The 13,604-nt window shown below is 67.9% G+C and carries 16 protein-coding genes; 6 read left to right on the top strand and 10 right to left on the bottom strand.

Going from position 1 to position 13,604, the window contains the following annotated elements:
* Positions 1 to 24 precede the first annotated feature (24 nt).
* The 3 genes from JHE00_RS16905 to JHE00_RS16895 form a co-directional block, all read right to left on the bottom strand.
* The gene (locus tag JHE00_RS16905; RefSeq protein WP_200319002.1) at positions 25 to 852 is read right to left on the bottom strand and encodes an alpha/beta hydrolase; all 828 of its coding nucleotides are present in this window, start codon (positions 850 to 852) and stop codon (positions 25 to 27) included.
* Positions 853 to 1,121: 269 nt separating this feature from the next.
* Positions 1,122 to 2,696, bottom strand: a complete 1,575-nt coding sequence (locus JHE00_RS16900; RefSeq protein WP_200319001.1) for an alpha/beta hydrolase — start codon at positions 2,694 to 2,696, stop codon at positions 1,122 to 1,124.
* 119 nt (positions 2,697 to 2,815) lie between these two features.
* The gene (locus JHE00_RS16895) at positions 2,816 to 3,517 is read right to left on the bottom strand and encodes a hypothetical protein (protein ID WP_200319000.1); all 702 of its coding nucleotides are present in this window, start codon (positions 3,515 to 3,517) and stop codon (positions 2,816 to 2,818) included.
* A 111-nt stretch (positions 3,518 to 3,628) separates the two neighbouring features.
* On the opposite strand from JHE00_RS16895, the gene JHE00_RS16890 reads away from it, so the two are divergent.
* A complete protein-coding gene (locus JHE00_RS16890; protein WP_200318999.1) occupies positions 3,629 to 4,291 on the top strand; it encodes a TetR/AcrR family transcriptional regulator in 663 nt (220 codons plus the stop codon).
* Between the two features lie 362 nt (positions 4,292 to 4,653).
* Here JHE00_RS16890 and JHE00_RS16885 read toward each other — a convergent pair whose 3' ends face one another.
* Complete coding sequence (locus JHE00_RS16885) at positions 4,654 to 5,460, bottom strand: VOC family protein (RefSeq protein ID WP_200318998.1); 807 nt, start codon at positions 5,458 to 5,460, stop codon at positions 4,654 to 4,656.
* Positions 5,461 to 5,627: 167 nt separating this feature from the next.
* Between JHE00_RS16885 and JHE00_RS16880 the strand changes: the two genes are divergently transcribed.
* Together JHE00_RS16880 and JHE00_RS36090 are read left to right on the top strand one after the other, a co-directional pair.
* A complete protein-coding gene (locus JHE00_RS16880) occupies positions 5,628 to 6,083 on the top strand; it encodes a DUF1801 domain-containing protein (protein ID WP_200318997.1) in 456 nt (151 codons plus the stop codon).
* Positions 6,084 to 6,316: 233 nt separating this feature from the next.
* Complete coding sequence (locus tag JHE00_RS36090) at positions 6,317 to 6,583, top strand: aldo/keto reductase (protein WP_200318996.1); 267 nt, start codon at positions 6,317 to 6,319, stop codon at positions 6,581 to 6,583.
* Between the two features lie 51 nt (positions 6,584 to 6,634).
* Here JHE00_RS36090 and JHE00_RS16870 read toward each other — a convergent pair whose 3' ends face one another.
* The 6 genes from JHE00_RS16870 to JHE00_RS16845 all read right to left on the bottom strand — a co-directional run bounded on the left by JHE00_RS16870 (position 6,635) and on the right by JHE00_RS16845 (position 12,172).
* The gene (locus tag JHE00_RS16870) at positions 6,635 to 7,477 is read right to left on the bottom strand and encodes a fumarylacetoacetate hydrolase family protein (protein ID WP_200318995.1); all 843 of its coding nucleotides are present in this window, start codon (positions 7,475 to 7,477) and stop codon (positions 6,635 to 6,637) included.
* Between the two features lie 17 nt (positions 7,478 to 7,494).
* Positions 7,495 to 8,268 (bottom strand): SDR family oxidoreductase, encoded by a 774-nt coding sequence (locus tag JHE00_RS16865; protein ID WP_200318994.1) that lies wholly within the window; start codon positions 8,266 to 8,268, stop codon positions 7,495 to 7,497.
* 77 nt (positions 8,269 to 8,345) lie between these two features.
* Complete coding sequence (locus JHE00_RS16860; RefSeq protein ID WP_200318993.1) at positions 8,346 to 9,044, bottom strand: GntR family transcriptional regulator; 699 nt, start codon at positions 9,042 to 9,044, stop codon at positions 8,346 to 8,348.
* 15 nt (positions 9,045 to 9,059) lie between these two features.
* Complete coding sequence (locus tag JHE00_RS16855) at positions 9,060 to 10,193, bottom strand: mandelate racemase/muconate lactonizing enzyme family protein (protein WP_200318992.1); 1,134 nt, start codon at positions 10,191 to 10,193, stop codon at positions 9,060 to 9,062.
* Positions 10,194 to 10,254: 61 nt separating this feature from the next.
* Positions 10,255 to 11,541, bottom strand: a complete 1,287-nt coding sequence (locus tag JHE00_RS16850) for an Nramp family divalent metal transporter (RefSeq protein ID WP_200318991.1) — start codon at positions 11,539 to 11,541, stop codon at positions 10,255 to 10,257.
* Positions 11,542 to 11,992: 451 nt separating this feature from the next.
* A complete protein-coding gene (locus tag JHE00_RS16845; RefSeq protein ID WP_200318990.1) occupies positions 11,993 to 12,172 on the bottom strand; it encodes a hypothetical protein in 180 nt (59 codons plus the stop codon).
* A 77-nt stretch (positions 12,173 to 12,249) separates the two neighbouring features.
* Between JHE00_RS16845 and JHE00_RS16840 the strand changes: the two genes are divergently transcribed.
* From JHE00_RS16840 to JHE00_RS16835, 3 genes are all read left to right on the top strand, one after another.
* Entirely contained in the window at positions 12,250 to 12,471 is a 222-nt protein-coding gene (locus tag JHE00_RS16840; RefSeq protein ID WP_200318989.1) for a hypothetical protein, read from the top strand.
* 174 nt (positions 12,472 to 12,645) lie between these two features.
* Positions 12,646 to 12,759 carry a helix-turn-helix domain-containing protein gene (locus JHE00_RS35115; RefSeq protein ID WP_230424209.1) on the top strand — a complete coding sequence of 38 codons (114 nt, stop codon included), beginning with the start codon at positions 12,646 to 12,648 and terminating at the stop codon, positions 12,757 to 12,759.
* 102 nt (positions 12,760 to 12,861) lie between these two features.
* Complete coding sequence (locus JHE00_RS16835; RefSeq protein WP_230424207.1) at positions 12,862 to 13,374, top strand: site-specific integrase; 513 nt, start codon at positions 12,862 to 12,864, stop codon at positions 13,372 to 13,374.
* The last annotated feature ends 230 nt before the right edge of the window (positions 13,375 to 13,604 follow it).

Raw genomic sequence — 13,604 nt, 5'->3', positions numbered from 1 at the left:
CCTCGCCGGGCCGGACGACGCCGGTCAGCTCTGGCGCGTGCGCGCGTGGCTGATCGCCCAGTCGAGGGCGTAGTCCGCCACCTGTTCCCAACCTGGCTCGACACCGGTGAAATGGGACCGGTCCGGGAACTCGTGGGTGTCGGTCAACGCCTCGGAGTTGCGATACTTCTTGGCGTTCGCGCGAACCACCGAAGGCGGCATCAGGTGGTCCTTACCACCGATGATGAACAACAACGGCGCACGATCGTCCAGGTCGTAGTCGACCCAGGTCTCCTGGTGACCCGGTTTCCAGTTGGCGATCAGGCCGTACGCCCACACCCAGCTGCCGGGCGCCGGGATGTGGAGCCGGTCGTAAGCCGCGTCGGACTCCTCACGGGTGCAGGTGTTGGCGAACGCGTAGTGGAACTGCTCCTTGGTGAAGCCCACCGCACGGTGCCGGTTGGCGGGATTCGACAGGATCGAGAACAGGGACTTGATCTGGGACGGCGGGTTGACCCGCACCCCCTCGGGCGGGGCCGAGTCGATCGTCACGGCCGCCGCACCAAGGCCACGGTTGACCAGCAGCTGCGTGAACGTCCCGCCGAAGGAGTGGCCCATGATGATCGGGGGCGCGTTCAGGCCCTCGACCACGCGCACGAGATGCTCGAGTGTGTCCGGCACCGACGCCTCGGCGATGATCTCGGGCTTCGCGCGCAGCGCCTCCACCTCGATCTCGAAGCCCGGATAAGCCGGCACGACGACCTCGTATCCCTTGCCGCGGTAGTACGCGGCCCAGCGGTCCCAGCTCCGAGGTGTCATCCACAGGCCGTGGATCAGCACGATCGGCGGGGCGTCAGTCCTCGGCTCACTCATGATGGTCCCTCCGACGGGTAGCAGCGATCGTCCACGCCCCCGCCACCACGGCGCCTCATCTCGCCAGGATGAAGTCGGGCCCGACATCACGGGCCCCCGTCGACCCGGCGGCCATGACCATCACGGCCCGCCGCCGCAGAACAACGCCGGCTTCGTTGATCAGACCGGCGACGGTGTGCGGCGGCGACACGCAGCTGCGCGGACGGCGACGCTGTCGAGTACGCACCCGTGGCCCTGAGGGTGGGCTCTCGGTAAGCCCATCGAGCGGGTCACAGGCTGCAGCGGGCGTCGGCGGGCGGGGATTCGAGGTCGAGGAGATACGCGTTGACCACGTCGTCGACGCACGTGCTGCCGCCGAGGAGGTAGGCGCCGTGCTGCTTGCCGTCGACGGTGAGCAGGCTTCCGCCGAGGGCTCGAGCCATCGCGACACCGCCCTCGTGTGGCGTCGCAGGGTCACCGGTGACCGACACGACGAGCGTCTCGGGGAGGCCCTCGACATCGCCGAGCCAGGGCTCCCCGCGCGTGGGCGGCGCAGGCCACGCCTCACACTCGCTGTGGTACTTCCCTGCCGTGAACACGTCGAGGTCGAACATCGGCGCGGCTTCCCCGATCTCGCGTGCGAGCGCGGTCTGTTCCTCGGGCGTCAGGCGGGGCGAGTCCATGCACCGCACGGCGATGTTCGTGTCCATGTCCGTGCCGTAGGCGCCGTCCGCGGTGCGGGTGTACAAGATGTCGCGCAGGGCGAGCATCTCGTCGGCGCGCCCGGCCTCGAGCGCGGTCAGAGCGGAGATGATGTCGGGCCAATTCGCCTCCGAGTACAGGCCGCCGGTGATGCCGAGGTAGACGTCCCAGACACTGACGTCTCGGCCGCTGGCCGTCGGCGCCGGCGTCTCGATGAGGGGCCGCACGATCTCGTGCAGACGATCGTTCGCAGCCGCGGGATCGGTGCCGAGTACACAGTCGGGCGATTCGGCGCAGAGCGCGGCGAGGTCGTCGAACCGGGCCTGCACGCCGGTGAATGAGGAGAGGCGGAACTCACTCGCCGTCAGGTCGGGAGCGACGGCCCCGTCGAGCACGATCGCGCGGACCTTCTCGGGGTAGGTCGCGGCGTACATGGCGCCGAGCTCCGAGCCGTAGCTGTAGCCGAGATAGGTCAGCTTGTCATCACCGAGCGCCGCTCGCATGAGGTCCATATCGCGCACAACGTTCGCCGACCCGGCGTTCACCAGGTTCGCGACGCCGCCAGAGCCCTCGGTGCAGCGCTCTGCGAGCTCGACCGCCTGCTCGGCGCTCGTGACGTCGTACACCGCACCGAATCGCGGCACGTCGCCCGCGTCGTACTCCTCGTCGGTGTAGCAGTCGACAGCCGGGGTCGACGACCCGATCCCGCGAGGATCGAAGCCGACGATGTCGAAGCGCTCGGCGACGGGGCTGGCCTGCCACAGCGGCACGGTCGACGCGACCAGGCTGGTGCCGGAACCTCCCGGGCCTCCCGGGTCGACCAGCAGCGAACCCTCGGCCTCACCCGTGGCGGGCAGGCGCAGCAGCGCGACCTGCGCCCGCTCGCCCTCCGGATCGCCGTAGTCGAGCGGCACCTCCACCGAGGCGCACTCGAGCGCGGGATTCGCGAACAGCTCGGCGTCCGCCGCGCTCGTCGCGGTGTCCTCGCACCCGCCCCAGTCGAGCTCTTGCCCGAGGTAGGCGCCGAGGTCCGCATCCGCGCCAGAGTCCGGTGAAGGAGCAGCGGCGGTGCAACCGGTGAGCAGGAGTATCGGCGTGGCGGCCGCAGCGAGCCCGGTCGCGAGGCGCCGGGATCGACTCGGGGGTCGAAGACGTGATCGCATGGGTTTCTCCATTGTCAAGCCGCAGTCGGGTACGAGGGTGCGGCGCGGTTGGGTGTTCTTGGTTGAGAGCGCTGAGAAGCTCGATCAGGCGGCAACGTTGACCGGCTGGTTCGGGGACCTCAGCTCCCGATCCCGTCGGTCTCGGCGTCCAGGAGCCGGTGATGGCGGAAGGTGAGCGCTCGGTCGATTCCCGCGAGGGCCGCGGTGACGGTGAGAGCCGTGTTCGCCCATGCCGGCAGGTCGATGGGCGAGACGAACGGGCTGAAGTGATCCGCCCAGAGCGGTAGATGGGTGACCAGCTCGAGCAACTGCGGGGCGAGGAGCATCAGATTGACCGTCAGCACGATGACGGCGCAGGCAGCGAGGGCGCGCCCGACCCCGGGATGCCGCCGGGACAGTTGGGCGCGCCAGTACTCGGGCGTTCCCTGCGCTGGATCGAGACGTCGCTCGCTGCCGTCCGCGCTGATCAGGTGGATCCGCTGCATTCCGTACCTGCTCGCGGCGATGTCGATGCTTTCCGAGCCGAGTGGGAACCGGACCGGCATGTCGGAGGTCCGCACGTGCCGGTCGTCCCGGTAGAGCGACGCCCGCCCCGACAGGTGATCGACATCGACCGTCGCCGTCGACGCATCGGGAAGCTCGACCGCGAATCGCGTGCGCTGCAGCGAGAGCGAAGGGCGAAACGGCGGCAACGGCGCTCCCGGCTCCGGAGCGGGCGTCGACAGTGCTCCCCCATCGCCGTCGAGACCTTCGAGCCCGTCGAAGCCGTCGATCCGGCCGTCGCCCTGAGGCCCCTTCCGCGCCGCACTGTCCCAATTCACGTCTCGTCCTGTCCAAGGCCGTGACCGGGGAGGAGCACCGCCACGAGAGTTATTTAGCACGCTCATGCCAACAAAATAGCATGTGCATGCTAGAAGCGCTAAGGTGAAAGCATGCCCAAGAGAGTCGACCCGGATGCCCGCCGGGAACAGGTCGCCGACGCCGTGATCGACGAGATCGCCACACACGGGCTCCGCGCTGTGACCCTCGCCCGGATCGCCGCACGCACCGGCTTGGCCATCGGGAGCATCCGGCACTACTTCGGCGACACCCTCCGCGAGGTCATGCGCTTCACCCTGGGCGTCCTCATCCAGCGCGCCGTGCGCCGCGACGCGACGATGTCCGACGACCCGGCGACCCGGATCACGGACGTCATCACCTTCGCCGCACCCACCAGCGAGCAGGAGCGCAAGGAGAACATCGCCTTGGTCGAATACCGCGTCATGGCGCGCACGGACCCGGAGTTCGCGGCCGACATCGCTGCGACCTCGCTCGCGGGCACGGAGATGATCCGCTCGCTGCTGCGTGATGCGCTGGCCGACCGCACGATCGACGAGGAGGCGCTGCACCGGGAGGCGCTCCTGCTGTTCGCGCTGATCGAGGGCTTCTCGCTCAGTTCGGCGCTGTTCTCCGAACCACTGCGCGAGACCGACGTCCGCGCCGTCGTGATGGCGACCATGCACCGTCTGCGCGACGCATACCCGCCTTCCGAAGCAGCCGTCGAATCAGCGGCCAGGGAGCCTGCGGCCGCTCAGGTCAGAGAGCGACCCGCGTGAGGATCGCCTGGAGGAACGGGGTACCTCCTCGCGCAGGAGCAGGACCGCGGACGGCGGTTCCTAGCCCGCGGCCCGGCGTGAGGCGGTGGAGCGCTGTCGGTGCGACACCTGCCGAGCCGGAACGATGATCGTGCTGAACGTGGACCGAGGATCGTCTGATCGTGGATGACGGCCGCTAGGGGATCCGGCCACGCCAACCTCCGGCCAGACATCGTGCACCCGATGTCCGACGCTCGCCCGCATCGACATCTCCTGCGGCTTCAACCACAGCCTTGGCCGCGATGGCAGCGATCGCCGACGGAGCGAGTCGACCCCGTGACCCGGTCGTCGCGGATCACGGGGTCCACGATCGAGTAGTTCACTCAGGCGGCGGTGATCCTCCAGTGGTAACCATCGAGGTCGGTGAACCGCCCGGAGTAGTCGCCCTGGTCGGTGTGGGCCGGCGTGGAGGTGACCCGGCCACCGGCCGAGCTCGCGGCGGCGAGCAGTGCATCGACATCGGCACGGGAGGTGGCGGTGTGAGTGAGCACGAGCGCGGAGAAGCCGTCGCCGTTCTCGTCGACACCGGCGTCCTTGGCAAGGGCCTTCCGCGGCAGCAGACCCAGCCGGCACCCGCCGCCAGCGATGGTGAAGTCGACGAACTTGTCACCGTAGTCGTGATCGGCGGACATCCCCAGGGACTCGTAGAACACCTTGGATTCCTTCGGCCTTTCGACGCCGAGATAGACGGCCGTCTCGGTCGGCTTCGGAGGATCGGGGACGGGACCGGCGTCCTTCTTGGACGCGGCGGCGAGCTTCCAGACGGCCCCGTCCGGTGTCTGGTAGGTGGCCATGAACTCGCCGAACAGAGCCTTCTTCGCCGACTTGACCACCGTCGCGCCCGCAACGACGGCGGCGTCGAGCAGGGCCTTGACCTCGGCGGGCTGGTCGACGATGGCGGACAGAACGTAGCCCCGGAAACCCGAGGTCGCCGAGCTCGCCCCGGAGTCGGTGGCCAGCGCGGCGAGCTGGCGAAGAGCGAGCTGTCCGCTGCCGTGCAGGTCCAGCCCCGCGGTGTGGTCGTCGCCGGTCGCCGCGGCCGAGAAGGCCGACGAGTAGAAAGCTCGCGCGGCCTCCATGTCCGGCACTCCGATGGTGATGACGTCGAGAGAAAGCGTGGTGCTGTTCATGGTGATCACGCTAGGCACCGCGACCGGGCGGATGCTTCTTGATTCCTGACCGGTCTGGCTGGTTCGTACCGCAATGGGTCATTGATCAGGAATCAAGAAGCATCCGCTCACCGACATGGCTAGCGTCCGAAGTGCTTCGAACGAACACGGTCAGGAGAGAGACATCGATGAGCGCACACACCGGCACGACGAGCACGGGCGGATTCTCCGAGGAAGAACGCGCTGCCATGAAGGAGCGCGCCGCGGAGCTGAAGAAAGAGGCAACCCAGGGACGGGGTAACAAGGCCGCCGCCGCGGAACTCGACGTCCTGGCGAAGATCGACGAGATGGAGGCATCCGACCGAGCGGTGGCCGAACGCATCCACGCCATCATCACCGCCAACGCTCCAGAACTGTCTCCGAAGCTCTGGTACGGACAACCTGCCTACGCGCGCAAGGGCAAGGTCGTGTGCTTCTTCCGCAGCGGCCAGGTCGACAAGGAGCGCTACTCGACCTTCGGCTTCACCACCGAGGCGAACCTCGACGACGACAGCGGACTGTGGCCCACGTCCTACGCCGTGACCGAACTGGGCGACAAAGCGGAAAAGGCGATCACCGCACTTGTCAAGAAGGCCACGAGTTGACGGCTCGCTGGCAGGGCGGAGGATGCGCCGGCACGTCGGGACCACGCATCCTCCTACGCCCGGCACGCGGTCAGGAACGAGGCGGTGGTGGCCGATTACTTACCTCGTCGCAGTAATCGCCGCGGCACACGTGTTCCGCAGCCGTCTCCGAGGACGTGAAGACACCGTCACCGAGGCAGGCACAGCCACCATCACCGAGGAATGGAACGTCTCCCTGGACACAGGCACCAGCGATGGCGCGCGTGTCAGTGGCAGCAACGGCCAGCCCGTCGGATGATCACAGGCAGGTACTCCTTCAGGAGATCGCGACGGCACACCAGGTGACGGCCGGCCAGGTCGCGATCACGTGGGTACACAGCCTCGCCCACGGCCTCGACGTGGTCCCGCTCCCGGGCACGACGAGCGTGAGTCACGCCCGCTCGAACGTTGCCGCCGGGGCGGTCACGCTGACCGCCGCCGAGTCGAAGCTCCTGACCGATGCGTGGACTCCGACACCATGATGACCGGTAAAGCCGGACCAGCGGCCCGGCCAGAACCGACACCGGTCGCTGTCAGCTGGACCCCACCACCGGGTTGGTGAGCGTGCCGATGCCCGGGATGCGGCACTCGGCGACGTCGCCGGGGCTGATCCGAGCCGCCCCGGGGGTGCCCGTGGAGATGATGTCGCCGGGGTAGAGCGGCATCACCGCGCTGTGGAAGCTGACCAGGAACTCCGGTGAGTAGCGCATTTTCGCCACCGTGTTCGTCCGGTGCACCGCGCCGTTGAGCACGGTCGACACCTCGACGTCGGCCAGGGAGCCGCGGACCTCGTCGAGGGGCACGATCTCCGGGCCGAACGAGAAGAACCCGGGGAAGTTCTTCGACCGCGTCAGGAACCGGGGATTGCGCTCGAGGATGTCCTCCGCGGTCTGGTCGAGCACCAGGCACACGCCGAACACGTGGTCCAGCGCTTCGGCCTCGGACACGTCGCGGCAGTACTTCCCGATCACCAGGCCGAGTTCGGCCTCGGCGGTGGTCCGGTCGCTGTGCCTCGGCACCGGGATCGCGTCGCCGGGGCCGATGATCGTATGGTCGCCCTTGATGAACGACGCCGGTTCCTCGGGAACCTGCTCCGAGAGGTCCGCCGCGTGGTCGACGTAGTTCAGCCCGATTCCCCAGATCTTGCGGGGATGCCGGTACGGCGCGGCGAACGTGACCGACTCGCGCGGTACGAACACGTCGTCGGCGGCGGCATCCGCCCGCTCGCTCAGTTCGGCGAACCGGCCTCCCGCGACCAGGGACAGCACGTCTCCCGCGGCCTCGCCGACCAGGTTCGACACGGACGCCACCCCGCGCTCGGGGTGGACGATCGCCGCCACCTCACCGGCGGAAGTGCGGATGGTTGCCAAGCGCATGAGTTCTCCTCGGTTGGTCAGTGCGTGCGGACCAGGCCGCCGTCGCAACGGATCTGCGTGCCGGTGACGTAGGACGCCGCCCTGCTCGCCAGGAACGTCACGACCGCGCCGAACTCGTCGGGGGTGCCGAAGCGGCCCGCCGGGATGTTCGCCTTCGACGCCGCGTCCACCTCGGTGACGTCGACGCCCTGGCGGGCGGCGGCAGCCTCGTTCAGCGAGACGAGCCGGTCGGTCCGGATCTTGCCCGGCAGCACGAGGTTCGCCGTCACCCCGTCGGCGGCGACCTCGCTCGCGAGGCTCTTCAGGTAGCCGGCGAGCGCGGCCCGGCCGGTGTTCGACGCCGCCAGCCCGTCGATCGGTGACTGGATGCCGCTCGAGCCGATCGCGACGATCCTGCCCCACCCGCGCTCACGCATGCCCGGCAACACCGCCTCCACGAGCCGGATGTGTGGCAGCAGCAGCCGCTCGACCGACGCGGTGGCGTCGTCGACGGTCAGCTCCGCCGCGGAACCCGGTGGCGGCCCTCCCCCGTTGAGCACCAGAACGTCGACCGGACCGAACGCCTCGCGCGCCGCCTCGACCAGCGCGGCCGGGCCCGAGGGGTCCATGATGTCCACGCCGACTCCGATCGCGGCGGGCAGCGAGGCCGCGAGCTCGGCGGCCAGGTCACCTCGCCTGCCTCCGATCGCCACACGCGCGCCTTCGGCCGCGAGTGCCCGCGCCGTGGCGAGCCCGAGTCCGGAGGTGCCGCCCGGCACCACCGCGACACTCCCGGTGAGCCCGTAATCCATATTACGTGAGACCTTTCCTTGCCGTGCGCGCTTCACCCTGTCCCGGCAGCCGGGGCTGGCGGGCGCGCACTGATCGGTTACTCGTTCGTGAACTGCGCCAGGATCTTGGCCATGACGTAAGTGACATGGGCGGCAGCCAGCTCGGCCGCGGCACCCGCGGCCCGGTCGCGGATCGCGTTGGCGATGTCCACATGCGCCTCCCCGCAGACCTGTGAGTCCCATTCGGACAGCACGTCGCGCTGCCGCAACGTCTGGCACAGGATCAGCGATTCCTCGACCCGGTTCCGGGCGGTGTCGTTGCCCGAGGCGACAGCGATGCTCCAGTGAAAGCGGTGGTCGTGTTCGGCGAAGGCGCGCCGGTCCCCGTTCTTGGCGGCCAGGTGCGAGGCGTCGGCCGCGGCGAGAATCTCGTTCTGGTGGCCGACGTCCGCGCGCTGGGCGGCCAGCCGGGCGGTCAGCGCCTCCAGGCCGGACCGCACCTCGTATGCCTCCCGGATCAGCATCGCCGACGGCACCACGACGTGCGCGGAACCGTCCACGATCTCGACCAGACCGATCATCCGCAGCTGCAGCAAGGCTTCCCGGACCGGGGTCTTGCTGACCTCGAGGATGCCGGCGATCTTCGCCTCGCTGAGCCGCGAACCGGGAGCCAGACGCTTCGACACGATCAGCTCGCGCACCTGATCCAGGACGATGTCGCCCAGCTTCCTCGGCCGTTCGAGCGAGGCGAGCAACGGAACCTCGCTCGAACGGCCGGCATCCCCACCATTGGTCACGAAAGACACCCCTGACTAGAGCTCGTACTTGCCGATCATGGCTTCGTCGAACTCCCAACCGATGCCGGGCCGCTCCGGCACGATGACCTGCCCGTCGACGAAGGCCAGCCTGCTCTCCGGCGTCATGATCTCCTCGAGGTTGTAGATGCCCTTGTCCTTCGAGAAGTGCTCGACGACCAGGCCGTTCTCGCTGGCCGCCACAAGGTGCACATGGAGGTTCGCGTGCCAGTGCGGCGCCACGGGAACGCCGAAGGTCAGCGCGGTGCGTGCGATCGTGAGCCACTCCGACACGCCGCCCACGACGCCCGCGTCGGCTTGCAGGATCGCCGCCGCGTTCTGGGTGAGCAGGCTCTGGAACTCCCACCTGGTCTGGTGGATCTCGCCGGTGGCCACCGGCGTGTCGACCGCGGAGGCGATGCGCGCGTGGCCCGCGATGTCCTCGGGCGACAGTGGTTCCTCCATCCACCGCAGGCCCGCGTCGCCGGCGGCCCGTTCGAGAATCCGCGTCGCGAGGATTGCCTCGGCGGGCGTTCCGTACGCGTTGTTGGCGTCGACCGCGAGCCTGCCGGTCCCGTCGATCACCTCGATGGCGGCCGCGACGCGCTTGGCGTCCTCTGTCGGGCGCAGGCCGCCGACCTTGATCTTGTGGTCGACGAACCCGAGCGAGCGGTTCAGCTCGATCTCGGCCCGCACGGTGGCGGCAGGGTCGGGGTCGCCCGCGCGGTAGTAACCACCGGAGGCGTAGGCCGGAATCCCGCCGCTACGGCCACCGAGCAGTCGGGCCAGCGGCTGACCGGCGCGCTTGCCGGCCAGGTCCCACAGCGCGATGTCGATCGCCGCGAGACAGCGCACGACCATTCCGCGGCGGCCCTGCATCAGGCTCTCCTGGTAGAGCCGTGCCCACAGCCCGGCGATGTCGCCGGGGTCGGCGCCTAGCAGGGTGGAGGCCAGGACGTCGTCGATCGCCTCGGCCGCCGAGCGGCCGCCCGCCGTGCCGACGTAGGACACGCCGACCCCCACGGCCTCGGTCTCGGAGTCCTCGATGGTCACGATGACGTAGTCCCGCTGGACGAGCTTGCGGGTCGACTGGCTGATGCCAGCCTTCACCGGGATCCGGACCCCTCGGGCGCGCACCGCAGTGATGGACACTGACTCACCTACCTTTGATCGATGTACGAGATATCGTATTCCAAGTTGCGTGGCGACGCCACTACACCAGGCCGAGCACGGCCAGCACGCCGAAGACGACGAAGAACAGGCCACTCCCCGCGATGGCGAGGTTCCCGAGCCACCGGTTCCGGTACGCATCCGGAATGGAGCGAGAGTTCAGGAACCACATGAGCGTGCCAGCAAGGAAGGGGAAGAACACGGCTCCGAGCGCGGAATAGGTGACCACGAGCAGCACCGGCTGGTCGAGAACGAGCAGCACCATCGGCGGGAACGTGGTGAACAGCAGATAGGAGCGGAACCATTTTCCGGACGGGCTGAGAATTCGTTGCGCGTGCTCTTCGGGAACCTTTCGGATCACCCGGACGAAATCGGCGAACAAATGGCTACTGCCGTGCCACACGCCGAAGATCGTGCTCGTCGCCGCCGCCCAGAATCCGACGAGGAACAGCTGCTTCGCGAGCACGCCGAGCCGCTCGGCCATCGGGTCGGCCAACGAGACCAGGCCGGTGGCGCCGCTGATGTCCTGACCGGTTCCGTACAGCAGCCCGGCCCCGACGAACATCATCGCGACCATGAACACACCGGTCACGACGTAGCCCGAGCCGAGGTCGATGCGCATCATCGGGATCCACTTCGGGGAGTTCCAGCCCCGGTCACGGACCCAGTACGGATAGAACGCCAGAGCCTGCGAACCGCCGATCCCACCGATCAGTGCCAGGATCCCGAGTGCGGCCCCGTCGGGCACGTTGGGCAGCAGGACCGAGCCGAGCTCGCTGACGTCCGGCTCGGTGAGGAACGCCAGCGTGACCACGGTGACGAACAGGACCAGGACGAGCACCGTCATGACCCGCTCGATCAATCCGTACCGGCCGAACCACACGAGCAGGAACCCGAGCAGCGCATGCGAGGCGGCCCAGGCCCACAGTGGCATCACGCCGGGAAACAGTGCCGACATCGCCAGCCCCGCGGCAGAGGTGACTCCGGCCGAGGTGATGAATGTCGCGAGTACGAAGAAAACCATGAAATAACCGGACGCGACCGGGCTCAGGTCGTGCCATGCGGCGACCAGCGTTTTTCGCGTCGCCATGTAAAAGCGTCCGATCCCCTCGCTCAACGGGTACTTCAGAACGCTGCCGAGCAGAATCGCCCACAACAGCAGCACGCCGTAGTTGGTGCCCGCGTTGAGCCCGTTGACCATGTCGCCTGCGCCGATACCGGTGGCCGCCATGACCAGGCCCGGCCCCACCATGCGTAGTCGGCGCCAGCCCTGAGGCGGCGGCCGTTCGTCGGCCTCCGTCGGCGTCCCGGACGCCGCGTTCTCAGTCATTGAGCCCTCCCGGCCGGTCGTGCGTTGTACCTGGTGGCGTAGGACGCAGGCAGCACGAAACCCGGTGGAGCCGGGACCGGACTACGCATCGTTACGTCGCCATGCTGGTCTTGGCGAGATACCGTATTCCATATCTCGGATCTCGACAAGGAGGTGGAGCAGAGCAAACGTGAACTGCCAGGGGCCGGGCGGTCATGAGTACGTCGACGCTGCGCGCGATCTGCTCACGACCGGCGGGTCCGCCGCCGCTTCCCGGCAGGGCCAGTCGAATGATCGGGGAACCGTCGCCGGTCCGGACTCCGACACGGGCGACACCGCGCGCTCATCCGTTGCCGCGCAACGGATGGAACCGACAGCGCGGCCCGGGAGACCAGACGTTGACGACCAGCCGAGATCGCGGACGCCGCGCCCGGTCGCTTGTTGATCCCACCTACGTGGGGAGGAGGATCGCTCAGGTGGCCGGGGTGGGCATCCGGTCCGCGAGAGCATCGCCCAGCGTCGGCGCCAATCGTCCTCGGATGATCTCCTCCTCGTGCACGATCCGAGTCACGAGGTCGGCGCAGGCCGGCGCATCGTCGATCAGTCCCTGCACCATGCCCACGGTCCAGATGTAGACCCTTCTCCCCGCCATGAAAAGGGAGAAGCAGACGCAACCCCTGCCGCCGCCGTACACTTGTATCGATTGGTCAATCCTCGGAGGGAGGACCAATGCGCGGATTCCACTGTGTAGATCCGTCGCACGATAGGATCGAGTTCACCGGCGCGGACGACGAAGACCTGTTCCGAAGCATCAAAGAGCACACCGCCGATGCCCATCCGGACCTCACTGACAGCCAGATCAAGGAAATGATGGCGGGCGCGGACTGGTGGCAGACGATGGCAACGTCTGGGAATAACGCTGGATCGTCGCCGTCCGCCTACGACAAGTAACGCGACCGGCGTCTAAGCACGTTCGTCTTCGTGCAATGCGCTCCGGCCCCCGGAGCGATCATGGGCATCCGTCGGATCATGGGTTCCCATCTCGCCGACACGGCGAGAAGATGCGAGAGGCTGGCGCGCCGGAACTGCTCGAGCGTTCGGTCGTCCAGAGAGCGCGTATCCCCGATGGCCGACCGAGTGGCCGAACAACACCCGCAGGTCGTCGTGAACAGCAAACTCCTGACCACCGATGACCTCGCCGCCTACCTCGGCGTCCCCAAGAAGACCCTCTACCAATAGCGCGCCCGCGGCTTCCTGTTGGCCTGCAAGGGAAAGTGAAGTTCACGAACAACAACGGTGGTGGGTTCGTCGCACGCGCCAAGTACCGCGACCGACGACGGCGTGACTCGCCTCGTCGAACAGTCGGGCCCGGCAGAGACAACGGCGACCAACAACCTGTCGGCAGCTCTGCGGGATCGTCCCGGCGCATCACCTGGGGAGGAGGACTCGGCCGACACGAAGGTCTCCGCCGCGGTCGACATGTTGCGTCGTCGTCGGCGACTTGTCGCCCTGGATCGGGACCTGCGTCCGGGTAGCGTCGTCCCGGTCTTTCCGGATTCGCTCGGCGGTTGGAGTGATCCAAGCAACACCCGGCGGGACCTGCGTACGACACGGGGCACCGACGGCTTCGCCTGGGTGACCTCGCACGTCTTCCGCAAGACATGCGCGACCATTCTGGACGAGGCCCGGTTCACGCCTCGTCAGATTGCCGACCAGCTCGGGCACGCGCGGCCGTCTTTGACTCAGGACGTGAATGTCGGGCGCAAAGTCGCGAACCCGGAGACAGCCGCGGCGCTGCAAGACGGGCTAGGTACGGAGTCAGCGGCCAAAAGGTTGGGTAACGGTTGGCCGTGATCTTGAAAGCAAAAACCCCAGGTGCTCTGAACTGGGGTGATGGTGCGACATCAGGGACCCGAACCCCGAACCCGCTGATTAAGAGAAAGCGGCTGGCGTGTGTCACACCGATAACAGATGATGCCGACCAGGGTTCATTTATTTACGTCACGGCAGCATTTTTATCAATCACCGTGTCGAGGAGTGTCGCGGCGTATCGGGCACTCTTCAAGCCGCGGAGCCCAATCGGA

It is taken from the genome of Prauserella cavernicola (genome assembly GCF_016595675.1).
In the GTDB taxonomy this organism is placed as follows: domain Bacteria; phylum Actinomycetota; class Actinomycetes; order Mycobacteriales; family Pseudonocardiaceae; genus Prauserella_A; species Prauserella_A cavernicola.
Note: the sequence above shows the minus strand (reverse complement) of the source record. Positions and strands in the feature narration are given on the sequence as shown.